General features: G+C 62.4%; 20 protein-coding genes and 3 tRNA genes. 12 read left to right on the top strand and 11 right to left on the bottom strand.

The window, feature by feature from the left end; all coding sequences use genetic code 11:
- Positions 1-70: 70 nt before the first annotated feature.
- From AC1DSF_RS00310 to AC1DSF_RS00295, 4 genes are all read right to left on the bottom strand, one after another.
- Positions 71-147, bottom strand: a tRNA-Gln gene (locus AC1DSF_RS00310).
- A 104-nt stretch (positions 148-251) separates the two neighbouring features.
- Positions 252-1112: a 4-(cytidine 5'-diphospho)-2-C-methyl-D-erythritol kinase gene (gene ispE, locus AC1DSF_RS00305; RefSeq protein ID WP_478124732.1), complete on the bottom strand. Its 861-nt coding sequence runs from the start codon at positions 1110-1112 to the stop codon at positions 252-254.
- A complete protein-coding gene (locus tag AC1DSF_RS00300; protein WP_478124731.1) occupies positions 1109-1585 on the bottom strand; it encodes a lipoprotein insertase outer membrane protein LolB in 477 nt (158 codons plus the stop codon). The genes ispE and AC1DSF_RS00300 overlap by 4 nt, the downstream gene beginning before the upstream one ends.
- A gap of 14 nt (positions 1586-1599) precedes the next feature.
- Positions 1600-3423 (bottom strand): tetratricopeptide repeat protein, encoded by a 1824-nt coding sequence (locus AC1DSF_RS00295; protein WP_478124730.1) that lies wholly within the window; start codon positions 3421-3423, stop codon positions 1600-1602.
- Between the two features lie 90 nt (positions 3424-3513).
- On the opposite strand from AC1DSF_RS00295, the gene mutM reads away from it, so the two are divergent.
- The 3 genes from mutM to mutY all read left to right on the top strand — a co-directional run bounded on the left by mutM (position 3514) and on the right by mutY (position 7427).
- Complete coding sequence (mutM, locus tag AC1DSF_RS00290; protein ID WP_478124729.1) at positions 3514-4329, top strand: bifunctional DNA-formamidopyrimidine glycosylase/DNA-(apurinic or apyrimidinic site) lyase; 816 nt, start codon at positions 3514-3516, stop codon at positions 4327-4329.
- Between the two features lie 73 nt (positions 4330-4402).
- Positions 4403-6364 (top strand): dynamin family protein, encoded by a 1962-nt coding sequence (locus tag AC1DSF_RS00285; RefSeq protein ID WP_478124728.1) that lies wholly within the window; start codon positions 4403-4405, stop codon positions 6362-6364.
- 25 nt (positions 6365-6389) lie between these two features.
- Complete coding sequence (gene mutY / locus AC1DSF_RS00280; RefSeq protein ID WP_478125267.1) at positions 6390-7427, top strand: A/G-specific adenine glycosylase; 1038 nt, start codon at positions 6390-6392, stop codon at positions 7425-7427.
- Positions 7428-7460: 33 nt separating this feature from the next.
- Here mutY and rapZ read toward each other — a convergent pair whose 3' ends face one another.
- From rapZ to AC1DSF_RS00265, 3 genes are read right to left on the bottom strand one after another with little or no spacing between them, the layout of a single operon-like run.
- The gene (rapZ, locus tag AC1DSF_RS00275) at positions 7461-8336 is read right to left on the bottom strand and encodes an RNase adapter RapZ (protein WP_478124727.1); all 876 of its coding nucleotides are present in this window, start codon (positions 8334-8336) and stop codon (positions 7461-7463) included.
- Complete coding sequence (gene recN / locus AC1DSF_RS00270) at positions 8333-10015, bottom strand: DNA repair protein RecN (protein WP_478124726.1); 1683 nt, start codon at positions 10013-10015, stop codon at positions 8333-8335. Before recN ends, rapZ begins: the two co-directional genes overlap by 4 nt.
- Position 10016: 1 nt before the next feature.
- A complete protein-coding gene (locus AC1DSF_RS00265; RefSeq protein WP_478124725.1) occupies positions 10017-10913 on the bottom strand; it encodes an NAD kinase in 897 nt (298 codons plus the stop codon).
- A 28-nt stretch (positions 10914-10941) separates the two neighbouring features.
- On the opposite strand from AC1DSF_RS00265, the gene hrcA reads away from it, so the two are divergent.
- The 4 genes from hrcA to greB all read left to right on the top strand — a co-directional run bounded on the left by hrcA (position 10942) and on the right by greB (position 13500).
- On the top strand, positions 10942-11946 hold the full coding sequence (hrcA, locus tag AC1DSF_RS00260; protein ID WP_478124724.1) for a heat-inducible transcriptional repressor HrcA: 1005 nt from the start codon (positions 10942-10944) through the stop codon (positions 11944-11946).
- 55 nt (positions 11947-12001) lie between these two features.
- Positions 12002-12078 (top strand) — tRNA-Ile (locus AC1DSF_RS00255).
- Between the two features lie 80 nt (positions 12079-12158).
- Positions 12159-12235: transfer RNA gene (locus AC1DSF_RS00250), tRNA-Arg, on the top strand.
- 689 nt (positions 12236-12924) lie between these two features.
- The gene (greB, locus tag AC1DSF_RS00245) at positions 12925-13500 is read left to right on the top strand and encodes a transcription elongation factor GreB (protein ID WP_478124723.1); all 576 of its coding nucleotides are present in this window, start codon (positions 12925-12927) and stop codon (positions 13498-13500) included.
- A gap of 11 nt (positions 13501-13511) precedes the next feature.
- Here the strand turns inward: greB and AC1DSF_RS00240 are convergent, their stop codons facing one another.
- From AC1DSF_RS00240 to AC1DSF_RS00225, 4 genes are all read right to left on the bottom strand, one after another.
- Positions 13512-15764 (bottom strand): RelA/SpoT family protein, encoded by a 2253-nt coding sequence (locus AC1DSF_RS00240; protein ID WP_478124722.1) that lies wholly within the window; start codon positions 15762-15764, stop codon positions 13512-13514.
- Positions 15765-15856: 92 nt separating this feature from the next.
- Positions 15857-16060, bottom strand: a complete 204-nt coding sequence (rpoZ, locus tag AC1DSF_RS00235) for a DNA-directed RNA polymerase subunit omega (protein WP_093162973.1) — start codon at positions 16058-16060, stop codon at positions 15857-15859.
- 35 nt (positions 16061-16095) lie between these two features.
- Positions 16096-16716, bottom strand: coding sequence for a guanylate kinase (gene gmk, locus AC1DSF_RS00230; RefSeq protein WP_478124721.1), 621 nt, complete (start codon positions 16714-16716; stop codon positions 16096-16098).
- Between the two features lie 11 nt (positions 16717-16727).
- Positions 16728-17645: a YicC/YloC family endoribonuclease gene (locus AC1DSF_RS00225; protein WP_478124720.1), complete on the bottom strand. Its 918-nt coding sequence runs from the start codon at positions 17643-17645 to the stop codon at positions 16728-16730.
- Between the two features lie 90 nt (positions 17646-17735).
- Here AC1DSF_RS00225 and AC1DSF_RS00220 point away from each other — a divergent pair, with 90 nt between their 5' ends.
- Genes AC1DSF_RS00220 through hemW form a run of 5 tightly spaced genes read left to right on the top strand, consistent with a single transcriptional unit; the run spans position 17736 to position 22270 of the window.
- The gene (locus AC1DSF_RS00220) at positions 17736-18743 is read left to right on the top strand and encodes a serine/threonine protein kinase (protein WP_028249365.1); all 1008 of its coding nucleotides are present in this window, start codon (positions 17736-17738) and stop codon (positions 18741-18743) included.
- Positions 18740-19645, top strand: a complete 906-nt coding sequence (locus AC1DSF_RS00215) for a PP2C family protein-serine/threonine phosphatase (RefSeq protein ID WP_478124719.1) — start codon at positions 18740-18742, stop codon at positions 19643-19645. Before AC1DSF_RS00220 ends, AC1DSF_RS00215 begins: the two co-directional genes overlap by 4 nt.
- 36 nt (positions 19646-19681) lie before the next feature.
- Positions 19682-20410, top strand: a complete 729-nt coding sequence (gene rph, locus AC1DSF_RS00210; protein ID WP_478182164.1) for a ribonuclease PH — start codon at positions 19682-19684, stop codon at positions 20408-20410.
- A gap of 10 nt (positions 20411-20420) precedes the next feature.
- On the top strand, positions 20421-21020 hold the full coding sequence (rdgB, locus tag AC1DSF_RS00205; protein WP_478124717.1) for an RdgB/HAM1 family non-canonical purine NTP pyrophosphatase: 600 nt from the start codon (positions 20421-20423) through the stop codon (positions 21018-21020).
- Positions 21017-22270: a radical SAM family heme chaperone HemW gene (hemW, locus tag AC1DSF_RS00200; protein ID WP_478124716.1), complete on the top strand. Its 1254-nt coding sequence runs from the start codon at positions 21017-21019 to the stop codon at positions 22268-22270. The genes rdgB and hemW overlap by 4 nt, the downstream gene beginning before the upstream one ends.
- Positions 22271-22284: the final 14 nt, after the last annotated feature.

The raw sequence follows: 22284 nt of genomic DNA, 5'->3' as shown, positions 1-22284 counted from the left end.
TCCCGGCTAAGTGCATCCGGCAATGCGAAATGGCTCTTTAAGGAGCCGCCAAAAATCTCGTGAAAGGATTTGGCAGGGGAGAAAGGATTCGAACCTTTGCATGCTGGAATCAAAATCCAGTGCCTTAACCAGCTTGGCGACTCCCCTACACGGGTCAATGGCAAATGCCATCAACCGATATGTCGCACCAGGCCGCGCGCGGCCTGACTACCAACATCAGACCGCATATAGCGCCCTGATGTTTAAACCATTTAGACCGCCCACCCCATCAGTGGGTGAACAGCCAAGTTGTTGCACTTTCGAACCTGCCAGCCCTCCGGGGCCGTTGCGAGTTCGGCTTCATGCAACATTGCTGCAAATACCGAGCTTCCCGAACCGGTCATACGGGCTTCCAAACCTTGGTGACCGAGCCATTCGATGGCGTCAGTGACCGCGGGGCAAAGCCGTTGTGCGACCGGCTGCAGGTCGTTATGACCAAAGTCAAAGCGGAAACTATCTGCTCTCGCTTCGCTATGTGCAGCAAAGCCCGAGAGTATAGCAGCCGGAGTTGCGCGTTGGAGATCAGGTGCTGCAAAAATTAACGGTGTGTCCAAGCCATCAGTTGGCTTGACGACCGCGAAGCGACCGGAAGGCAAGTTGATCGGCGTGATTGATTCGCCGACCCCCTCGACCCAAGCGTTTCGCCCGCGAAGAAAAAAGGGCACGTCGGCACCAAGCGTAAGGCCGATCTGCTCCAGTCGAGCCAGCGGCAGATTCAAGCCCCAAAGACGATTCAATGCCATGAGGCACGTGGCCGCGTCCGAAGACCCGCCCCCCATTCCCGCCTGCGCGGGCACGTACTTGGCGATTGCGATGTGAGCGCCGTAGTTCGTCTGCGAGAAGTCCTGCAAGGCTCGTGCGGCGCGAACGACGAGGTCCTCGGCAGGAAGCTTCGTCGTCAGGTCTTCCCGGCTGATCGCACCGTCGCTTCGGCGCTCGACATGCAGCGAATCTGACCAGTCGATGAGCATAAAAACCGACTGCAATAGGTGGTATCCGTCTGCCCTTCGCCCCGTGATGTGCAGGAAGAGGTTGAGCTTCGCGGGCGCGGGCAGATCGTAGATTGCCTTCATGCGCGTTCGAAGACGATGCGCAGGTCGGCTCGCGGCTCTGGCGATTCGCGGGTGGCCTGCAAGCGGCCTATGCCGACGCGTGAAAGATCCGGACGCCAGCCGGGAACGCGTTCGTTCCGGCCCGCGAGCCAGGCGAACAGGGCGCCCACGGGGATGGCCGCGCCCGTCGCTGCCTCGATCAACGCGTCCACGGAATCGAAACGCTGTGTCTTGGCGCCGTTTTTGAGCAAGGCCTCTCTGGGCGACCAGTGAAGCTGCGCCAGAGTGCTGCCGATGGGGCTGGTCAGCGTTAGTTCGCCGGCCTGGGGCATGCCCCGCAATTCGAAGAGCGCGGAGAAGGTCTGCACAGGCTGGCTGTCGACGCGCAGCGACAACCTTCCGCTCCACGCTTCGGCACTGGCGTCGAGCGCGTCGTTGCGGCGGGGGCTTGCGCAGCCCGAGATGATCAACGCGCCAGCGCAGGCGGTCGACAAGAGTGAGCGCCGATTCAAAGTCTTACGCGCAGGCGTTTGAGCGTTTCCTGCAGCGTCTCGTTGTCAGCATCGGCCAGCGAGGCCTCTTTCCAGATGGAAAGCGCACGGTCTCGCTGCCCCGCCGCCCACAGCACCTCGCCCAGATGCGCCCCGATTTCGGGGTCGGGCCGGCGCTTGTAGGCGTCTTCCAGGATTCGTGTGGCTTCGCCCGTGTTGCCAAGCCGGAATTCGACCCAACCGAGGCTGTCTGCAATGAAAGGATCGTCAGGCGCAAGCTGGACGGCTTTCTGGATGAGTGTCCGAGCTTCTTCAAGGCGGACCTTCCGATCCGCGAACGAGTAGCCCAGCGCGTTGTAGGCGTTCTGGTTGTCGGGCTTCAGTTCGATCAAGCGACGCAGGAGGCGCTCCATCTCGTCCATACGATTCAGCTTTTCTGCAACCATCGCCTGGTCGTAGATGAGGTCGGTGTCCGAGGGCGCCGCTGCGCTGGCCTGCGCGAGCATGTCCAGTGCAGCTTGGTATTGCTTGGCATCGCGCAGCAGCTGGACTTCGGCCAGGAACTTTTGCTTCTTCTCCTCGGGCGTGCGCTCGGGCAGGCTGCGGATCAGTTCGCGGGCCTGGGGCAACTTGCCTTGCCGGGCCAGCAATGACGCGCGGCGCACTTGTGCTGCCGCCAGGTCTTCGGAGTTGTCGATGCGCGCAAGCCAACTGTCAGCGCCCGCAAAGTCCTTGCGGCGCTCGGCGAGTTGCGACATGAGGAGATAGGCTTGCGTCAGTCCGCGATCGCGTGCCTCGTCGTCTCCCTGTGTACCAACGAGCGAGATGTAGCGCTTCAGCGACGCCTCGGCCGCCGCGTCCTGGCGCGCCTGCGCCTGAAGGCTGCCGAGGAGAAGCCAAGGCTCGGGCAATTCGGGGCGTGCCACGGTGAGGGCGGCGAGTTCCGCAGTTGCGTCGGAATAGCGCCGTCCTTCGACCAGTACACGGGCATAGGCGATGCGCATTTCTGGCTGCGCCTTGGGATTTGCGAGGTAGCGCTGAACGATCGGCTCCGCAAGCGGTTGGGAGGGATCGATCAAGTCCAGCGCAAGCAGTGCCGGACCTTCCGAAGCCGGATCCATTTCCTGGCCCTTGATGGCCGCATCGAGCGCTCCTGCGGTGTCGCCCGCGGCAAGGCGCAGGCGCCCGACAGCCGCCCATGCGGCCCCACCCGTGGCGGGGCTCTTGAGGTCGTCTGCGAGGGCTTGCTCGACGACCGATGCGGCGAGTTTCTTGTCCGTGGCTCTCGCGTAGTTGCGCGCGATCACGGCCATCAGCAAAGGGCGCTCGATCTGCGGGGTTGCGGCCACTTCGGCTCGCAGCGGCTCGACCGTCTCGCTGATCCGGTTGAGCGCGATCAGGATTTGTAATTCAAGGCGCCTCGGATCGCGCGACTCGGGGATTGCTTCTTTCCAGGCGCGCGTCGCTGCAAGCGCCGCGTCCCAAGAGCGCGCCTGAGCGGCGATTTCGACGGCACGTTGGAAGAGCTTGCCGTCGCGAGCCTGCTTGGCAGCATTGAGTATCTGGGCATAGCCACCGCCGGGATCTCCGGACCGCAAGTCAAGTTCGCCGACCAGTACCTCGTAGAAAAGCTCGGCCGTCATGGCAGAGGACAGCGGCGCCGACTTGTCGGCACTGGCCGCGGCGGCGGCTGTTTGCGGCGTCTTCGCAGGCTCGATCAAGGGTGTGAGGTCGCTTGGGAGTGGAGGCTTTTGCGGTTCTGTCTGGGCCTGGGCCGCAAGCGTGGTCAGAGCAAAGAGCGCAGCCGCCGCAAGGCGGGATCGACGAAGCGGAAAGGTCATCGGACCATAATAATCCAGGCTCCTGAGCGATGGCGGGCGGGGGTTTCGATATCTGCCGATGTCCTCGCGGATCGTCCCACGCTTGCTCCCATGCCCGAACTACCTGAAGTTGAAGTCACTCGCCGCGGTTTTGCGGATCGCATTATTGGAGCCCGCATCGACGCTGTGCGCGTAGGCAAGCCGTTGCGCTGGGAGCTCGGCATCGATCCCGCCTTTCTGGTCGGGCGAACGGTAAAGGCCGTGCGCAGACGCGGGAAATACCTGCTTGTCGATCTTGACTCAGGCCTTCTTCTCATGCACCTCGGAATGTCCGGCAGCCTGCGTTTCGATGCCTCTCTGCCGCCTTCGGGCGCACATGACCACTTCGACCTCGCGACGAATCAAGGGGTCCTGCGCCTCAACGACCCGCGCCGCTTCGGTGCGGTGGTGTACGTTGACCACGAGGCTTCGCCGCTCGCGCGCAAATTGCTGGGCGGACTGGGGATGGAGCCGCTCGGTGAAGCCTTCGACTTCGATGCATTTCTGGCCGGAATGCGCCGTCGAAAGGCGCCAGTAAAGCAGGTGCTGTTGGCGGGCGAAGTGGTGGTCGGCGTCGGAAACATCTATGCCTCCGAAGCGCTGTTTGCCGCCGGAATACGCCCGACGCTTGCTGCGTCGCGGATCAGTCGGCCCCGCGCATTGCGCCTGCATGCAGCGATCCGCGAGATTCTGGCGCGAGCCGTCGAGCGCGGGGGAAGCACCCTGCGTGACTTTTCGAACACGGACGGGCAGAGTGGCTACTTTCAGTTGGAAGCCAACGTTTACGGGCGCGCGGGTGAACCTTGCCGAGTCTGTGCGTCACCAATCCGTCAGGTGCGGCAGGGGCAGCGGTCCACGTATTTCTGCCCGAACTGCCAAAAGTACTGAAGCAGCACAGGCGATTGGCCTTCAAAAGCCCTGCCGATGCTATATTTTGTAAATCCTCCTTACATTTGTCCCCTTGACTGCTTCCTTTAATCAGCAATTCGACCAGCATGGTGCGTGGCGGCGCAATTTCGCGCACCGCTTGAAGTGGCTTGCCAGTTGGCTGAACGAAAACGAACTGCTGAACCAGAGCGTTGCGGAGCGCTTGCGGGACGTCGAGTCGCAACTGCGAACCAGCAAGGTCATGGTCGCGTTTGTCGCAGAGTTCTCGCGTGGCAAATCCGAGTTGATCAACGCGATCTTCTTTGCAGGCTACGGGCGCCGCATCATGCCCGCGAGCGCCGGGCGCACCACAATGTGCCCCACGGAGCTGGGCTACGACGCCACGCATCCGGCCAGCCTGCGGTTGCTACCGATCGAAACCCGACTAGAGGCGTACTCTCTCTCGCATTGGCGGGACGAACCGGGGCGCTGGACCGAAATCGCTATCGATGTCGACAACGCAGAGCAACTGTCGCAGGCAATGAGCAAGGTCGCCGAGGTGCGCTGGGTTCCAGTGCAAGAGGCTCAGGCACTTGGCTTCTGGAGCGACGACGCGCCCGACGACAACCCGGTCCCCGATTCTGATGGCCGTGTGGAGATTCCACGCTGGCGGCATGCCTTGTTGAACATGCCGCATCCGTTGCTGGAGCAAGGGCTGGTCATCCTCGATACCCCGGGGCTCAATGCCATCGGCGCCGAACCAGAATTGACGGTGAGCCTGATCCCGCAGGCTCACGCGGTTGTGTTCATCCTCGGCGCCGATACCGGCGTGACGCGCTCGGATCTTTCGATCTGGCGCGAGCACCTGGTCACCGAGGGCGATGTGAGCGAAACCCGCATCGTAGTGCTCAACAAGATCGACACGATGTGGGACATTCTCAGCACGCCCGCCCAGGTCGACGCCCAGATCCAGAGACAGCGCAAGGGCGCGGCTGAACTGCTCGGCGTGCCGCTTTCGCAGGTACTCCCGGTTTCGGCCCAGAAGGGCTTGCAAGCAAAGATCCGCCGGGACGTGCCCCTGCTTCAGGCGAGCCGCCTTCCCGCGCTGGAAGCCGTGCTGGGTGAAGGATTGCTCGGCAAGCGAGAAACAATGCTGCGGCTGGCGGTCGATGCCGGCATCGCAGCCCTCCGCACAGAGGCAGCCCGCATCCTGCACGTGCGCCAGCGAGACCTGTCGGAACAGGCGCTCGAATTGCAGGGCCTACGCGGCAAGAATGGCTCGGTGATCCGTCACATGCGGGTGCGCATCGAACAGGAGCAAACCGAGTTCGAAGGCAGCAATACGCGCATCCTTGCCTTGCGATCCGTGCAGGGAAAGTTGCTGCGGGAGGTGTATGCAGTCCTCGGGAGCACCGCGCTCAAAGCGGACATGGGCCGCTTGTCTGCGGCCCTGAAGCGGCGCGGCATCAAGTTCAACGTGCGCAAGGTGTACGGCGAAACCTTCGACGCGCTGCGGAATAATTTGCGCGAGGTCCAGGCGACCACCGCCGAGATCCAGGCGATGCTGCATGCCACCTTCCGGCAGCTCAATGCAGAGCACGGCTTCACGCTCCAGGCTCCGCCCGAGCCGGATCTCACGGGTTTCGAGCAGCAGCTGACTCAGATCGAGCGCAGCCACACGCACTATCTCGGCGTCGGCAATCTGCTCAAGTTGTCGCAGCCCGATTTCTGCGACAAGCTGGTGCGCGCGCTGGCAAGCCGTCTTCGCGTCGTCAACGAAGCGGCCATGACCGAGGTCGAGCGCTGGAGCAAAGGCGCTGGCGCACAACTGGATGCTCAGCTGAAGGAGCGGCGCCGCACCTTCACAAAGCGGATCGAGGCCGTCGAACGCATTCAGGGAGCTGCCGGCAGCCTCGACGAGCGCTTGGCGGAGCTGGCCGCCCAAGAGAGCAATCTGGCTGAATTGCATCGCCGCTTGGGCGAGCTCACAACGTTGCTCGTGAGCCATGAGACGCCCAGCGCCGTGCCGGCGCGCAGTGAGCTCAGTGCGGTCTGAAGGCTCTCGGTCGCCGGCGCAACTCATCGCGCCCGCCTTCGCAGAAACTGTCGTCGCCTGGCAGCACACGCATGGGCGCAGTGAGCTTCCATGGCAGAACACGCAAGACCCCTATCGCGTCTGGCTCTCCGAGGTGATGCTGCAGCAGACACAGGTTTCAACCGTGCTCGGCTACTTTGCGCGTTTCCTCGAGCGCTTTCCGACTGTCGGGGCGCTCGCTGCAGCGCCTGAAGATGAAGTGATGGGGCTGTGGAGCGGACTCGGTTACTACAGCCGCGCCCGCAACATGCATCTGTGTGCAAAGGAAGTCATCGCGCGCTTTGGCGGGGAGTTTCCGAGTACGGCAGCACAATTGCAGACACTTCCTGGCATCGGCCGCTCCACGGCATCTGCAATCTCGGCTTTCTGTTTCGGGGAGCGCGTCGCCATCCTCGACGGGAACGTCAAGAGGGTGCTCACGCGAGTGCTGGGGTTTGAGGGCGACCTGTCTTCCTCGGCCCAGGAGCGCACGCTCTGGAACGAAGCGACCGAGCTGTTGCCGCCGGCCACGCAGAAGCAAGCCATCGCCCGCTATACGCAGGGATTGATGGACCTGGGCGCCACGGTTTGTCTTCCGCGCAACCCGAGTTGCATCATCTGCCCGGTGGGAGATGCGTGCGTTGCCAGACGGGAAGGTGCACCGGAGAGGTATCCGGTCAAAACGCGCAAGCTGCGGCGCAGTGCCGAGTCGCTATGGATGCTGAGTGCCCGTGACGATCAGGGGCGCGTATGGCTCCAGAAGCGTCCCGCCAGAGGGATATGGGCAGGGCTCTATTGCCTGCCCGTCTTTGATTCCCGCGAAGCGTTGATTGACAAACTCTCCGCCGCCGATCGCAAGCAGGCACGTGACGAAGCCGGGTTTGTTCATGTATTGACGCACAAGGACCTTCATTTGCATCCGGTTGCGGTCGTTTGCCGCGCACCCTCGACGCTGAGCGAAGACGGAGCATGGTTCGACGATCGCCAGTGGCCGGCGCTCGGCATGCCCGCGCCGGTGCGCAAATTGCTCTTGAACGCTGGTTGAGCCGACCGCAATCGCGCCATCGCGCAACCGCGCTCAGGATCCGTCGAGTTCCCGGTGCCGCTTGAGTGCGGCCCATTTTGAGCCGAAGCCGCGCGCCAGTTGCTCGACCAGGAAAACAGACCGATGCTGTCCGCCCGTACAGCCGATGGCTACTGTCACATAACTGCGGTGGTCCCGCGCAAGCGCGTCCAGCCATCTTCCGAGAAATTGCGCGATGTCGTCGTACATGCGCGCGACGTCGTCGTGCTCGCGCAGCCACTCGATGACTGGCGCATCGCGACCCGTCAACGGACGCAGCGCGGGCACATAGTGCGGATTGGGAAGCATGCGGACATCGAAGACGTAGTCGGCATCGAGCGGCACGCCGCGCTTGAAGGCGAATGACTCGAACACCAGAGTGAGGGCGCTCTCGGGCGCCGCGATCAGCGACTTGATGTAGCTCTGCAGTTGAGCTGGCCGAATGATGCTGGTGTCGATCACATCGGCACCATCGCGCAGGTCGGCGAGCAGTTCGCGCTCCAGGTCGATCGCTTGCGTCAGCACGCGCTGTTGCTCGGGTGCGTAGGTGTGGCCTTCCTGCCGGGACAGCGGATGGCGGCGACGGGTTTCCGAGTAGCGCCGCACCAGCGCGTCCGTCGTCGAGTCGAGGAACAGCGAGCGCAGCGAAACGCCTTCTCGCCGCAAGCCTTCGAGTTGCTGCGGGACGAGCGGCAGCGAAACGCCGCTGCGCACGTCCATGGCGATCGCCACCCGCGCTGTCTGTTGTTGCTGCTGCAATGCGACGAAAGGCGCGAGCAGTTCCGGCGGCAGGTTGTCGACGCAGTAGTAGCCGGCATCTTCGAGCGCGTGCAGGGCCACAGACTTGCCCGAGCCGGACATTCCTGTGATCAGCACGAGTTCGAGACTCATGCGGAAGTCTCCGGTGTCTTGTTGCCCAGCATCTCGCGAGCGTGCGCCAGCGAGGTCTGCGACACGCGTTCCCCGCCCAGCATGCGCGCGATTTCCTGCGCCCTGCCTTCGTTGTCCAGGACGGAGACTCCGCTTTCCGTGCGAAGACCGTCCTGGCCCTTGGCGGCCGTCTGTCGCTTCGCAACCACCAGATGGTGATCGGCACAGGCAGCGACTTGCGGCAGGTGAGTGACTGCAAGAACTTGCCGGTCACGACCCAACTGCCTCATGAGTCGCCCGACGGTTTCAGCGACCGCGCCGCCGACGCCGGCATCCACCTCGTCGAAGATGAGGGTTTGCGCCTCGCCGAGTTCACTGGTGGTCACGGCGATGGCCAACGCAATGCGCGACAACTCGCCGCCGGAGGCCACTTTGCCGATAGAGCGCGGCGTGCTGCCCGCATGCCCGCTGACCAGGAATGCGATGTCTTCGAGGCCCGACCTGCCGGGTTGCGCCAGCGGTTGAAGTGCCACTTCGAACCGGCCGCCTTTCATTCCAAGCTCTTGCATGGCCTGCGTGACCGCCTGCGCGAGCCGCGGTGCGGCCTGCTTGCGCGCCTTGCCCAAGGCCTTCGCTTCTTTCATGTACGCTTGTTGCGAAGCCAGTTCGGCACGTTCGAGCGCACCGATGTCACTTTGGGCATCGAGCGCTTCCAACTCGGACTGCCACCCGGACAGCAAGACCGGAAGCTCGGCAGGTTGCCGCCGGTAGCGCCTGGCAAGCGACATCCAGAGACCCATCCGCTCGTCCAGTTCGGCGAGCTTCTCGGGGTCCGTGTCAGCCTGCCGGAGATAGCCGTGCAGCGAGTGAGCGGCATCCGCGGCTTGCGCGACGCTCGAGGCCAGAACCTCGCCTAGAACCTTGAACTCGGGTTCGATGTGATCGCAGTTCTGCAGCAGCGTCACCGCACGGCTCAGCGCGGACAGCGCTCCGCCGTCGTCGTCTTCGAGGGCGGAGCATGCGCCCTCGGCGGCTTCAATGAGGGCCTGGGCATTGGAGATGCGCGCATGGCTCGCCGAAAGCTCTTCCCACTCGTCCGTGCCAGGGTCGAGTTTCATGACCTCGGCGACTTGCCACTGGAGCCGCTCACGCTCGCGCTGCAGGGAATCCTGCGCCGATCGCGCGGTTTCCAGTGCGGAAATGGCTTGCCGCCAGGCGTGCCATGCAGCTTCCAGTGTGGTGGTCGTGACGCCCGCATAGGCATCGAGCAGACCTCGAACCGCATCAGGACGAGTCAGGCTTTGCCACGCATGCTGACCATGGATGTCGAGCAGGTGGTCGCCGAGTTCACGCAACTGCGTGGCGGTGGCGGGACTGCCGTTGATCCAACCGCGGCTGCGCCCCTGTAGATCGACTGTCCTTCGAAGGAGCAGGGAATCGCCAGCCTCGAATCCGCCTTCGTCCATCCAGGGACTCAGCGCCGGGTCGGCGTCGAATTCTGCGCTGACGTCCAGGCGGTCGGCACCTTCGCGCACGGCACCGGCGTCTGCGCGATTGCCAAGCGCGAGTTGAAGCGCGTCGACCAGGATCGATTTGCCTGCGCCGGTTTCACCGGTGAGGACGGTAAAGCCCCTGGAGAGATCGATTTCGAGGGCGCGCACGATCACGAAGTCGCGCAATGCGATACGGCGCAATGCCATGTCAGGAACCTCCTTCGTTCCAATGCAGTTTCTTGCGCAGCGTGTCGAAGTAGCTCCAGCCTCGGGGGTGCAGGAACCGCACGCGGTAGTCCGAGCGGCGCACAAGGACCCGATCTCCGATGACCAGCGATGCGAGGGATTGCATATCGAAATTGGCACTCGCGTCCCGTCCGCCAACGAGCTCGATGGAGATTTCTTCTGCATCCGGGAGCAGGATCGGGCGGTTGGAAAGGGTGTGCGGTGCGATTGGCACAAGGATCCAGCCTGGGACAGCCGGATGCAACAAAGGCCCGCCCGCCGACAGCGCATAGGCAGTCGACCCCGTCGGCGACGCAATGATCATTCCGTCTGCCCGCTGGTTCGCCACGAAATGACGGCCGACCGTTACTCGCAATTCCACCATTCCGGATGTGGCGCCGCGATTCACGACCACGTCGTTCATGGCTTGGGCGTCGAAGACCGACACGCCCTCGCGCATTACCTGCGCGTGCATGAGGCTGCGGTGGTCCTCTTCGTATTCGCCGGCAAGCATTGGAATCAGCGTCGCCTGGTAGTTGTCCAGTGCGATGTCGGTGATGAACCCGAGGCGCCCCCGGTTGATGCCGATCAGTGGAACACCGTATGGCGCGAGCTGCCGTCCGATGCCGAGCATGGTTCCGTCGCCTCCGACCACCAGGCCGAGGTCGCACTCTTCCCCGATTTCTTCGACGGTGAGCGCCTTGTAGCGGCTCACTTCGACGATTTCCGCCTGGGACTGCTCGACAAAGACAGTGCAGCCTTGTGATTCGAGGAACGCGCCGATGCCCTCCATGACTTCGTCGAGAGCGCCGCATTGCGCCCGAGCACCAGAAGCCTGGTACTTGCCAATGAGTGCGACGTGACGAAAGCGAGGGCCCATCTACAAATTACAACATTAAAATTGCCCGATGCTGGACGATCGCGCCAAGTTGCTGCTGAAGACACTCGTCGAGCGCTATATCGCCGAGGGCCAGCCCGTCGGCTCCCGCACTCTGTCTCGCGCCTCTGGACTGGATCTTTCGCCCGCGACGATCCGCAACGTGATGTCCGACCTCGAGACCCTCGGGTTGATCGCAAGCCCACATACGTCGGCAGGCCGCATCCCCACGGCACGCGGCTATCGGCTTTTTGTCGACACCATGCTGACGGCGCAACGTGAACACCTCGCCGCGCCAAGCCTTGCCCCGGACCAGCCGCAGAAGGTCATCGCCAATGCCGCGAACTTGCTGTCGAGCCTTTCGCAATTCGTCGGGGTTGTCATGGCCCCGCGGCGCGCCTCCATCTTCAGGCAGATCGAATTTCTCCGGCTTTCCGATCGCCGATTGCTTGTGATCATCGTCTCGCCGGATGGCGACGTGCAGAACAGGGTCATCTTTCCCGAGGCCGACTATTCGCAATCGCAGCTAGTGGAGGCATCGAACTACATCAACGCCCACTATGCGGGGCTGTCGATCGAGCAGGTGCGCGACCGACTGCAGTCGGAAGTCGAGCAACTGCGCGGCGAAATCGCGGAACTGATGCAGGCGGCCGTCAAAGTGAGCTCGGAAGTCCTGACCGAGGCGCAGGACGAAGTAGTGATCTCCGGAGAGCGCAATTTACTTGCGGTCACCGATTTCTCCAGCGACATGGGCCATTTGCGTCGTGCTTTCGAACTGTTCGAGCAAAAGGCCCAGTTGATGCGTCTGCTGGACGTTTCCAGCCAGGCCGAAGGTGTGCGCATCTTCATCGGCGGCGAAAGCCAGGTCGTGCCGTTCGACGACCTCTCGATCGTGAGCGCGAACTACGAGGTCGATGGTCAAGTAGTGGGGACCTTGGGCGTCATCGGCCCGACTCGAATGCCGTACGACCGGATGATCCAGATCGTCGACATCACGTCGAAGCTCGTCACGAACGCTTTGAGCCATCGGAAGTAGCGAAGTAAAGGAAGCAGGAGTGCGCGCCTGTGTCCCACTAGAATCCGGATCGCGTGGGCCGTTAGCTCAGTTGGTTAGAGCAGCGGACTCATAATCCGTTGGTCGCTGGTTCAAGCCCAGCACGGCCTACCACCCCGTTTTTTTCTTTGCCTTGCGTGAAGCTCTGGATCGAGAAAAAGTGTCCAGTTTTGAATGCTATACTTGCAAGCTGTGCGGCTGTAGCTCAGTTGGATAGAGTACTTGGCTACGAACCAAGGGGTCGTGGGTTCAATTCCTGCCAGCCGCACCATCTCAATAAAGGGTTAGCTCGTTGACGCGAGCTAACCCTTTTTCTTTGGTGCGGCCGTATTCGCAGGTTCTTCCCGGCGCATGAAAAAGCCCGCCGAAGCGGGCGAAAGGACCTTGGAGTCCAGAGGAGAGCGTTCATTGTGAGCGTCTCCGGCCGCTTGTGTCCAGAACTACGTCACCTGATGTAAGTGGCGCTCCCGGCCGACTATGCCGTTGACACTACCGCGCTCAGGGCCGAAAGCGCCAAGCCTTTTACCCGCGGCCATAATCGTTGACGGCGAAGCCAGCGCTGCTTGGAGTGACTACCCTCTATCCATCAGATGGAGGGTCCCACGTTTCCTTCCTGGCCTTCTTTGGGGACAACAAGATGAGCTCATTGCAAATGTTCCTGCCAGTCTCCGAGCCTGCTCGCAGCGAGGCACTTTCTCGCCTGAAGCGAACACATCATTTGCCGCGCCATCTCGTCAAGGGCATTGCTCTTGGAGAGCAAGGGAAGAGATTGGTTGTTCCGGACATCTCTCGGCAAGTCGAGCAGTCCCTGCCAGTCTCGGACACCTCAGACGCGTCCGCGCCCGAGCAGCAGTCTGGCTGACCCTGCGGCCCTCTGGCAAGGGCAATTTCCAGCGACCGACGATCGCCCGGTGTGATACAACCGGCGCCCGATTTTCCTGTGGGTCGAAGGCTGGAGCAATGAGCAAGGCATTCACGAAAGAAAACGACGCCGACGACGATGAAAGCGGAGAAGGCAGCGCTCTGCCTCCGCTTCCGGCCGGCGGCAAGAACTACATCACGCCGGCTGGTTACGCGCGGCTGCGATCCGAATTGCTCGATTTGATGGACACGGAGCGTCCGAAGGTGGTCGAAGCGGTCCATTGGGCCGCGAAGAATGGAGATCGCTCGGAGAACGGCGACTACCTTTACGGCAAGAAGCGCCTGCGCGAGATCGACCGCAGGATTCGTTTTCTCACCAAACGGCTCGAGGTCGCCGAAGTCACCGATCCGTCAGTGCATCACGGCAGCGACCAGGTGTTCTTCGGTTCGACCGTGCTGTATGCGGACGAGAACGGCGACGAACGTTCGGTCACGATTCTTGGCATCGATGAAGCCGATAGCGCTCAGTCACAAGTCAGCTGGATTTCGCCGATCGCGCGCGCGCTCCTCAAAACCAGAGAGGGAGATGTCGTCAAACTCGCCACGCCGGGCGGCGTGCATGAGATCGAAGTGCTGTCGGTGAGCTATCCGCCGCCTTCGGACGGACCCCATTGAGCCGCTGAGATTCAGGGGACCGGCACCGTCCGGGTAGCGGCAAGGACTGAGGAGGTCCGCCGAACAGCGCGCAATACGACGTCGAGGTGCGTGCGGTCGCGCACCGCGATCACGAAGCGCAAATCGGTGGAGTCCTGCGGAGTCTCATCCGCCATCTCCACGTGCGTGATGTCGGCCTCGGTATCCGCGAGCGTAGCGGCGACCCGCGCCAATACGCCCTTGTCGTTGCGAACGGTAATGACCACTCCCGTTTCAAAAGCCCGGACCGGATCATCTGCCCATTCGACCGCGAAGAATCGTTCGCTGTCCTTGTAGCGCAGACGCTGGCCGACACCGCATTCCTCCGTGTGCACGACCAGGCCTTCGCCGTGCCCGAGATAGCCCACGATCGGGTCGCCCGGAATAGGGCGACAGCAAAGTGCGAAGCGCACGGATGAGTTTTCGCTGCCGTCCAGCGTGACAGCGCCTTGCGAAACGGCATCATGCGCCGCGAATCGCTCACGACTCAGCATCAGCGCATCGGGCTTTTCGCCACGTTCGGCCATCAGCGCCATCAACCGCTTTGCCACAATGCTTGCGATGCGCTTGCCCAGTCCGATGTCGGTCAGCAATTCGGCCCGCGTTCGGTTGCCGGTGAACCGCAGGAGCTTTTCCCACAGTTGTTGATGCTCGGCGTCGTCGACCGGCAGATTCCCGAGACCTTCGGCGCGCAGAGCCTGCGCCAGCAGCTTTTCGCCCAACCCTTCGGACTCTGCATGCGCGAGCGTCTTGAGATAGTGACGAATCTTGGAGCGGGCCCGCCCGGTCCGCACGAAACCCAGCCACGCAGGATTGGGCGTCGAAACGGGCGCCGTGATGATCTCCACGACGTCTCCGTTCTTGAGTTCGGTGCGAAGCGGAACCTGATCGCCGTTGATGCGCGCGGCCGAGGTGTGGTCGCCGATGTTGCTGTGAATCGCATAGGCAAAGTCCACCACGGTCGCGCCACGCGGGAGCGCCATGATCTGACTCTTCGGCGTGAAGACATAGACCGCATCAGGAAAGAGATCGACCTTGACGTGATCCCAGAATTCGGCCGCGTCGCGCGTCTCATCCTGGATGTCGAGCAGCGACTGGAGCCACTTGGCACCCAGCCGCTCGCTGGTCGGCGCCGTTGGCTCCGCGGCCTTGTAGAGCCAATGCGCCGCGACGCCCGATTCGGCGACCACGTGCATGGCTTCGGTCCGCAATTGGAATTCGACGTTCACGCCGGCTGGCCCCACCAGGGTGGTGTGGAGCGACTGATAGCCGTTGAGCTTGGCGATCGCGATGTGGTCCTTGAATTTGCCGGGCAGCGGCTTGTACATCTGGTGCAGGATGCCAAGCCCCGTGTAGCAGGAAATCACGCTGGGCACGATCAGCCGGAAACCATAAATATCGGTGACCTGGGCGAAGCTCAGGTGCTTTTCGTCCATCTTCCGGTAAATCGAATAAAGGGTTTTTTCGCGCCCTGCGATGCGTACGCTCATCGACGCGTTGGCAAAGGCTGTCTCTACTTCCTGCTGAACCTTCTGGATAAGGTCTCGACGTCGTCCTCGGGCCTTCGCGACCGCTTTGGCAAGAATGGCGTAGCGCCATGGACGCAGGTGCCGAAAGGACAAGTCCTGCAGCTCCCTGTAGGTTTGGTTGAGGCCCAACCGATGCGCGATAGGTGCGTAGATTTCGAGCGTTTCGCGCGAGATGCGCGCCCATTTTTCGCGCGGCGCGTCGTCCAGCGTACGCATGTTGTGCGTCCGGTCAGCGAGCTTGACCAGGATGACCCGCACATCCCGCGCCATGGCAAGAAGCATCTTGCGGAATGACTCCGCCTGGTTTTCTTCGCGCGTATTGAAGCGGAGTTTGTCGAGCTTGGTGAGACCGTCGACCAGCTCCGCAACAGGGGCTCCGAAGCGTTCAATCAGTTCTGACTTGGTCACCCCGCAGTCTTCGATCGCGTCATGCAGCAGAGCCGCCATCAAGGCCTGCGCGTCGAGCTTCCATTCTGCGCATTGGGCAGCGACTGCAATCGGATGCGTAATGTAGGGCTCGCCGCTGTTGCGCAGCTGGCCCAGATGCGCTTCGTCGGCGAAGCGATAGGCGCGGCGAACTTGGTCGATGTCCTCGGCGCCAAGATAGTCAAGCCGGTCGGTCAGCGCGGCGAAGCTCGCGGCGGCCGCATTCAGCGCCGCCGGACTCGGCTGGGGGCTTCGAGGAGCCTCGGATTGGGGCTTGACGACCGCACTCATAACTGCCACTTTAGCGTGGCAGCCGGGTCGACGCATTCAGGCATAAAAAAAGCACCGCATGCGGTGCTTCCTTGTTGCTTGTCTGCATCAGGTCAGCCGGGGACCTTTTTGAGCATTTCCAGACCGATCTTGCCTTCGGCGATTTCACGAAGCGCGGTCACGCCTGGTTTGTTCTTGCTTTCAATCTTCGGGGCGTGTCCCTGGCTCAGCATGCGGGCGCGGTAGGTCGCGGCCAGCACGAGTTGAAAACGATTCGGGATTTGTTGCAGGCAATCTTCGACGGTGATGCGGGCCATGAGGGTCTTTCGGCGGTGGGCTGACGGTTGGCGGATCAGGGAATGTTCAGTGCGGCAAAGGTGCTTGCACGTATGCGGCGCTGTGCAGAATAGCGAAGCCGCTGAGCGTGGACGATCGCTTTCAGATCGAAAAGTGCGCGCTCAAAAACCTCGTTAATTATAACGAAATCAAATTCGCTGGCCCTGGCCATTTCTTCTGCTGCGTTTTTCAATCGCAGCTCGATGACCGAGGCGCTGTCCTCCCCGCGCCGCTCGAGCCGGGAGCGCAGCTCCTCCCAGCTAGGGGGAAGAATGAAGATCATCACGGCGTTCGAGAATGTCTTCCGGATCTGCAGCGCTCCCTGGAAATCGATCTCGAGAATGACGTCTGCGCCTTGCGCAATACGCTCTTCGATGGCTTTTTTAGACGTGCCGTAGCGCTGGCCATGAACGTGCGCCCATTCGACGAAAGCTTCAGCGGCCACCATGGCGTCAAACTCTGAGTGGGACGCGAAAAAGTATTCCCGGCCGTGCTTTTCCTGACCCCTCGGGGGACGGGTCGTGTGTGAGACCGAAGGTTGCACAGCCGAATCGAGTTCCATCAACGCCTTGACCAGACTCGATTTGCCCGCGCCGCTCGGCGCAGCGACCACGAAGATGTTGCCGGGGTAGTCCATTCGCTGGTTCTCTATTCGATGTTCTGGACCTGCTCGCGCATTTGCTCGATGAGGACTTTCATGTCCACGCCGATGCGCGTGAGTTCGAGGGTCGCGGATTTCGAGCCCAGCGTATTGGCTTCGCGATGCAATTCCTGAATCAGAAAGTCGAGCCGCTTGCCGATTTCTCCGCCTTTCTTGACAAGGCGCTCGATCTCGTCGAGATGGGAGTTCAACCGGGTCAGTTCTTCCGCGACGTCGATGCGGATCGCGAAAGCAGTGGCCTCGGTCAATGCACGATCCTGTGCCGCATCTGGGGGCGTGGCGCCGCCGCTCAGACCCATGGCTTCCTGCCAGCGCTCGAGGAAGCGTGTGCGCTGCTGCTCCACGAGCATGGGCACCAACGGCAACGCCTGCATCGCGAGCCCGCGCAATTGCTCAAGATGATCTTGCAGCATGCGGGCGAGACGGGAGCCTTCGCGCTCCCTGGCAGACATCAGGGCCTTCAACGTCTTCTCTGTCAATGCGGTGATCTCCGGACCCCAGTCGCCCCTTATCGCGCTGTCGCCCGAGGCGAGCCGCAGTACATCCGCGACGCTGAGATCCCGAGCGCTGGGCAGCCACGACTTGATCTGGTCCTGCACGCCATTGAGGCGTTGCAGCAACTTTGCCGAGGGCTCGCCCACCCCTGCGGCTGCCGTCGATTCAATTGCAGCACGGACTTCGACCTTGCCGCGCTTGAGCTGCTTGGTAATGACCTCGCGCAGCGCCGGTTCGTGCTGGCGCAGTTCCTCGGGCAACTTGAAAGTCAGGTCGAGAAAACGGCTGTTGACGGAGCGGATCTCGACCCCGAGACGAGCTCCGGCGGGAGGGCGCGCCTCGGCTTCTGGGTGGCCGCCTGCAGGGCTGTTTTGCCCGCTGGCATAGCCGGTCATGCTGTAAACTGGCATTGCGCCTCGCTGTGAATCTGTTGTTTGCACCGTGACGTCGGCACGGCGTTCGCTTGCCGCACCATCGCCTTCGGGCGAAACTCCCGGATTATGTCAAAGGTCAAACCTTCGCCCTTGCTGCCAGACACGGTCATTGGCGGTTATCGCGTCGTGCGCCGGCTTTCGGCGGGTGGTTTTGGTGTTGTCTACCTCGCCGTCGACCATAGTGGCCAGCAGGTTGCCATCAAGGAATATCTTCCGTCGTCCCTAGCGACTCGAGGCACTGGCGAGCTGGCGCCGCAAGTCCCGCCCGAAAAGCTTTCACTTTACCGCCTTGGACTGAAGAGCTTCTTCGAAGAAGGTCGTTCGCTCGCGCAGATCTCGCATGCCTCGGTCGTGAGCGTTCTCAATTTCTTCCGCGAGAACGAGACGGTCTACATGGTCATGAATTATCTGGAGGGTGCGACCCTGCAGGACTTCATCGTCACCGCGCGCGACCTCAAAAAGCAAAAGGTCTTCCGCGAATCCACGATTCGTTCGTTGTTCGACGAAATCCTCCGTGGCTTGCGCATCGTTCATCAGCACAAGATGCTGCATCTGGACATCAAGCCGGCCAACATCTTCGTGACCGACGACGACCGGGCGGTGATGATCGATTTCGGCGCGGCGCGCGAAGTGCTGTCCAAGGAAGGCAATTTCATCCGGCCGATGTACACGCCCGGATTCGCGGCGCCTGAGATGTACCGCCGCGACTCATCCATGGGGCCCTGGACGGACATCTACGCCATCGGCGCGTGCATCTACGCGTGCATGCAGGGGTATCCGCCGAACGACGCGCCGCAGCGCATCGAAAAAGATCGCCTCGGCCTTTCGCTGTCCCGGCTGCGCGGCATCTACTCGGACAACCTTATCGAGGTGGTCGAGTGGTGCATGTCGCTCGATCCGCTTTCGCGTCCGCAGTCCGTTTTCGCCCTGCAGAAGGAGTTGAGCCGGGAGGGGGAGCGCCGCTATACCAAGCTCACGGTCGGTGAAAAAGTAAGACTTTCCATAGACAACATGCGTTCATTTGAAAAGAAGGGGTTGCCCAAAGCGGCAGCACCGACCACCCGCCCCGCATGAAATTTTCTGTCTTTCAGGTCAGCCGCAAGGGCGGTCGTCTCAAGAATGAAGACCGCATGGGCTACTGCTACACCCGTGAATCAGGATTGTTCGTTTTGGCAGACGGCATGGGCGGACATCCGGAAGGCGAAGTCGCGGCGCAATTGGCCCTGCAGACCATAGCGGCGCTGTATCAACGTGAAGCGCGGCCGATCGTGAAGGACGTGAAGGCATTCCTGACGTCGTCCGTGATGGCGGCTCACCAGCAGATCATGCGGTATGCCGGCAACAAGGGCATGCTCGACACACCTCGTACAACCGTCGTGGCGGCGGTGATCCAGGGCACGACCGCCACCTGGATTCACTGCGGCGATTCGCGTCTGTATGTTGTGCGCGACGGCGAACTCCTCATGCGCACCCGCGACCACTCGCACGCCGAACGTCCGCGTGCCAATGCCGGCCCCGAGCCGGTCAATCGCAATCTGCTCCTGACCTGCCTGGGTTCGCCGACGCCGCCCTTGTTCGACATTTCGGAGCCGCTTCAACTGTTGCGCGGTGACCGGATCATGCTGTGTTCCGATGGCGTCTGGGGCGTTTTGGACGACAGCCTGATCGTTCACACGCTGTCTTCGGGCAGACCGGTTTCCGACGCCGCCCCCGACCTCGCCGAAATGGCACTGCGCAACGGCGGCAGCCACAGCGACAACGTGACCCTGATCGCGCTCGAATGGGAAACCCCCGACGCGCCGGGTCAGAAACGGGGTGTTTCCACCGACAGCATCAGCGATGGCGTGTTCGCGTCGACCATCCAGGCGGGTATGCCGTCGGACAGCGAACTCGACGATCTCGACGAAGACGCGATCGAACGATCGATTGCTGAAATCAACGAGGCGATCCGCCGCTCCGCCGCGCGCAAGGGCTGAGTCTGTTCCCTCTTTTTTCTTTTCCGTTCATCAAAAATGACTGTTTTCGTACGAAGCGGCGGCCGTGCCGCTGATCAGTTGCGCCCCGTGCGCATCACCCGTGGCTTCACCATCCATGCCGAGGGATCGGTCCTGATCGAATTCGGCCAGACGCGCGTCCTCTGCACGGCCTCCGTTGAGGAAAAGGTGCCCCCGCACAAGCGCGGCAGCGGCGAAGGCTGGGTCACGGCCGAGTACGGCATGCTCCCGCGCGCGACGCACACGCGCAGCGACCGCGAAGCCGCTCGTGGCAAGCAGAGCGGGCGGACGCAGGAGATCCAGCGTCTCATCGGCCGCTCGATGCGCGCCGTCTTCGATCTGGCTGCGCTCGGCGAACGCACCATCCACCTCGACTGCGACGTGCTGCAGGCGGACGGCGGCACGCGGACGGCCGCGATCACCGGCGCCTTCGTTGCTGCCCAGGACGCCGTCAACAAGCTGCTGGGGGACGGCAAGATCCCCGCATCGCCGATTCGCGGGCAAGTCGCCGCCATCTCGGTGGGTATCGTGCAAAACACACCGCTGCTCGACCTCGAATACATCGAGGATTCGGCCTGCGACACGGACATGAACGTCGTGATGACCGGCGCCGGCCATTTCGTCGAAGTGCAGGGCACCGCCGAAGGCGCCGCCTTCTCGCGCGGCGAAATGAACGCGCTCCTGGCGCTGGCCGAAAAAGGCATCTCCGAACTGACCGCGCTGCAGACGAAGGCGCTCTCGAGCTGAAGCACCGACGATGAAGCTGGTTCTCGCGTCCAACAATGCCGGCAAGCTCGCCGAGTTGCAGGCTCTTCTTGCGCCACTCGACGTCACCTTGGTGCGACAGTCGGAACTTGGCGTCGGCGAGGCCGAGGAGCCATTCCGCACCTTTGTCGAAAACGCGCTTGCCAAGGCGCGCCATGCGTCGGCGCACACGGGGCTGCCTGCCATCGCCGACGACGCGGGCCTGTGCGTTCAGGCTTTCGGCGGCCTCCCTGGCGTCGACACTGCTTACTACGCGACGCAGTTCGGCTACGAAAAAGGCGATGCGAACAATGTGCGTGCGCTGCTGGAGCAATTGGCGTCCAAGACCGATCGCCGCGCCGCCCTGGTCAGCACCCTCGTGGCGCTGCGCAACGCCGACGACCCTGAACCGCTGATTGCGGTCGGGCGCGTCGCCGGCTTGATCGCCAGCGAACCCGTCGGCGACAACGGCTTCGGATTCGACCCGGTGATGTTCCTGCCTCAGTTCGGCAAGACCTTTGCGCAACTGTCGCCCGAAGTGAAGAACGCCAACAGCCATCGTGGACAAGCTGCGCGCGCCATGCTGGCCCTGATGCGCGAGCGCTGGTCGTGAGCGCCATCATTCCGATCTCCAGCGGCGACGAGAGTGCCGCGGGCGCGGCGGACGCCAACGACGCCCTGCACCTGATGCGGCCGGGGCCGCTGCAGTTGTCGGCTCTGCCGCCGTTGTCGCTGTACGTTCATCTTCCGTGGTGCTTGCGCAAGTGCCCTTACTGCGACTTCAATTCCCATGAGTGGCGGAATGCGTCCGGCGAATTGCCCGAGCAACGCTATCTGGACGCCCTGGTTGCCGATTTGGACGCGGCGCTGCCGCTGATCTGGGGCCGGACGGTTCACACGATCTTCATCGGGGGCGGCACGCCGAGCCTGTTTTCTCCGGCATCCATCGACCGGCTGATTGGGGACTTGCGCGCTCGACTCAAGCTGACACCCGATTGCGAGATCACGCTGGAGGCCAACCCGGGCACCTTCGAGCGCGACCGGTTCCGTGCCTACCGGGCAGCCGGTGTCACGCGCCTGTCGGTTGGCGTGCAGTCCTTCAACGACGAGCATCTGAAGGCGCTCGGCCGTGTGCACGATCGCGCACAGGCCATTGCGGCAGTGGAGGAGGCCGCCGCCAGTTTCGAGACCTTCAACCTCGACCTGATGTATGCGCTGCCGGGCCAGACGCCCGAGGACCTCGACGCGGACCTCGATCAGGCGCTTTCGCTGGCGCCGCCGCACCTGTCGGTCTATCACCTGACCATTGAGCCGAACACCTATTTCGCCAAGTTTCCTCCGGTGGTACCGGAAGACGACGCCGCCTACGCCATGCTCGACCGCATTTGCGAGCGCACGGCCGAGGTGGGGCTCGAACGCTACGAAATCTCGGCCTATGCACGCAACGGCCACCAGTGCGCGCACAATCTGAACTATTGGCAGTTCGGCGACTATCTGGGTATCGGCGCTGGTGCCCACAGCAAGCTGAGCTTTGCGCATCGTGTCGTGCGGCAAGTGCGGTTCCGGGAGCCGCGTCTGTACATGGACAACGCACTCGCCGCCCATGCCGTTGCGCAGAGTGAGGATGTTGGCATCGGTGCCCTTCCTTTTGAATTCATGCTCAATGCCTTGCGCTTGAAGGACGGCTTTACGCTCGCGCAGTTCGCGGAACGGACCGGCTTGGCTGTGACGGCCATCCAGCGCGGACTGGAAGAAGCCGAGCGCAAGGGATTGATCGAGCGCGACTTGGCGCGCGTGTGGCCGACAACGCGCGGCTTCGACTTCCTGAGCGATCTTCAGACGATCTTCCTGCCAGATTCCTGAGGAGAGATACCGCC

The sequence above is a fragment of the Variovorax sp. 01N429 genome (assembly GCF_056399425.1).
Note: the sequence above shows the minus strand (reverse complement) of the source record. Positions and strands in the feature narration are given on the sequence as shown.

What these genes read in the sequence shown, in the direction of transcription:
- rpoZ (WP_093162973.1), bottom strand. Translation starts at nt 16,060, where the DNA reads ATGGCCCGCATCACCGTCGAAGATTGCCTGCAACAAATCCCGAATCGT.
- greB (WP_478124723.1), top strand. Translation starts at nt 12,925, where the DNA reads ATGAGCAAGGCATTCACGAAAGAAAACGACGCCGACGACGATGAAAGC.
- hrcA (WP_478124724.1), top strand. Translation starts at nt 10,942, where the DNA reads ATGCTGGACGATCGCGCCAAGTTGCTGCTGAAGACACTCGTCGAGCGC.
- rdgB (WP_478124717.1), top strand. Translation starts at nt 20,421, where the DNA reads ATGAAGCTGGTTCTCGCGTCCAACAATGCCGGCAAGCTCGCCGAGTTG.
- AC1DSF_RS00215 (WP_478124719.1), top strand. Translation starts at nt 18,740, where the DNA reads ATGAAATTTTCTGTCTTTCAGGTCAGCCGCAAGGGCGGTCGTCTCAAG.
- AC1DSF_RS00220 (WP_028249365.1), top strand. Translation starts at nt 17,736, where the DNA reads ATGTCAAAGGTCAAACCTTCGCCCTTGCTGCCAGACACGGTCATTGGC.
- AC1DSF_RS00225 (WP_478124720.1), bottom strand. Translation starts at nt 17,645, where the DNA reads ATGCCAGTTTACAGCATGACCGGCTATGCCAGCGGGCAAAACAGCCCT.
- recN (WP_478124726.1), bottom strand. Translation starts at nt 10,015, where the DNA reads ATGGCATTGCGCCGTATCGCATTGCGCGACTTCGTGATCGTGCGCGCC.
- AC1DSF_RS00240 (WP_478124722.1), bottom strand. Translation starts at nt 15,764, where the DNA reads ATGAGTGCGGTCGTCAAGCCCCAATCCGAGGCTCCTCGAAGCCCCCAG.
- AC1DSF_RS00295 (WP_478124730.1), bottom strand. Translation starts at nt 3,423, where the DNA reads ATGACCTTTCCGCTTCGTCGATCCCGCCTTGCGGCGGCTGCGCTCTTT.
- gmk (WP_478124721.1), bottom strand. Translation starts at nt 16,716, where the DNA reads ATGGACTACCCCGGCAACATCTTCGTGGTCGCTGCGCCGAGCGGCGCG.
- mutM (WP_478124729.1), top strand. Translation starts at nt 3,514, where the DNA reads ATGCCCGAACTACCTGAAGTTGAAGTCACTCGCCGCGGTTTTGCGGAT.
- rapZ (WP_478124727.1), bottom strand. Translation starts at nt 8,336, where the DNA reads ATGAGTCTCGAACTCGTGCTGATCACAGGAATGTCCGGCTCGGGCAAG.
- rph (WP_478182164.1), top strand. Translation starts at nt 19,682, where the DNA reads ATGACTGTTTTCGTACGAAGCGGCGGCCGTGCCGCTGATCAGTTGCGC.
- ispE (WP_478124732.1), bottom strand. Translation starts at nt 1,112, where the DNA reads ATGAAGGCAATCTACGATCTGCCCGCGCCCGCGAAGCTCAACCTCTTC.
- AC1DSF_RS00265 (WP_478124725.1), bottom strand. Translation starts at nt 10,913, where the DNA reads ATGGGCCCTCGCTTTCGTCACGTCGCACTCATTGGCAAGTACCAGGCT.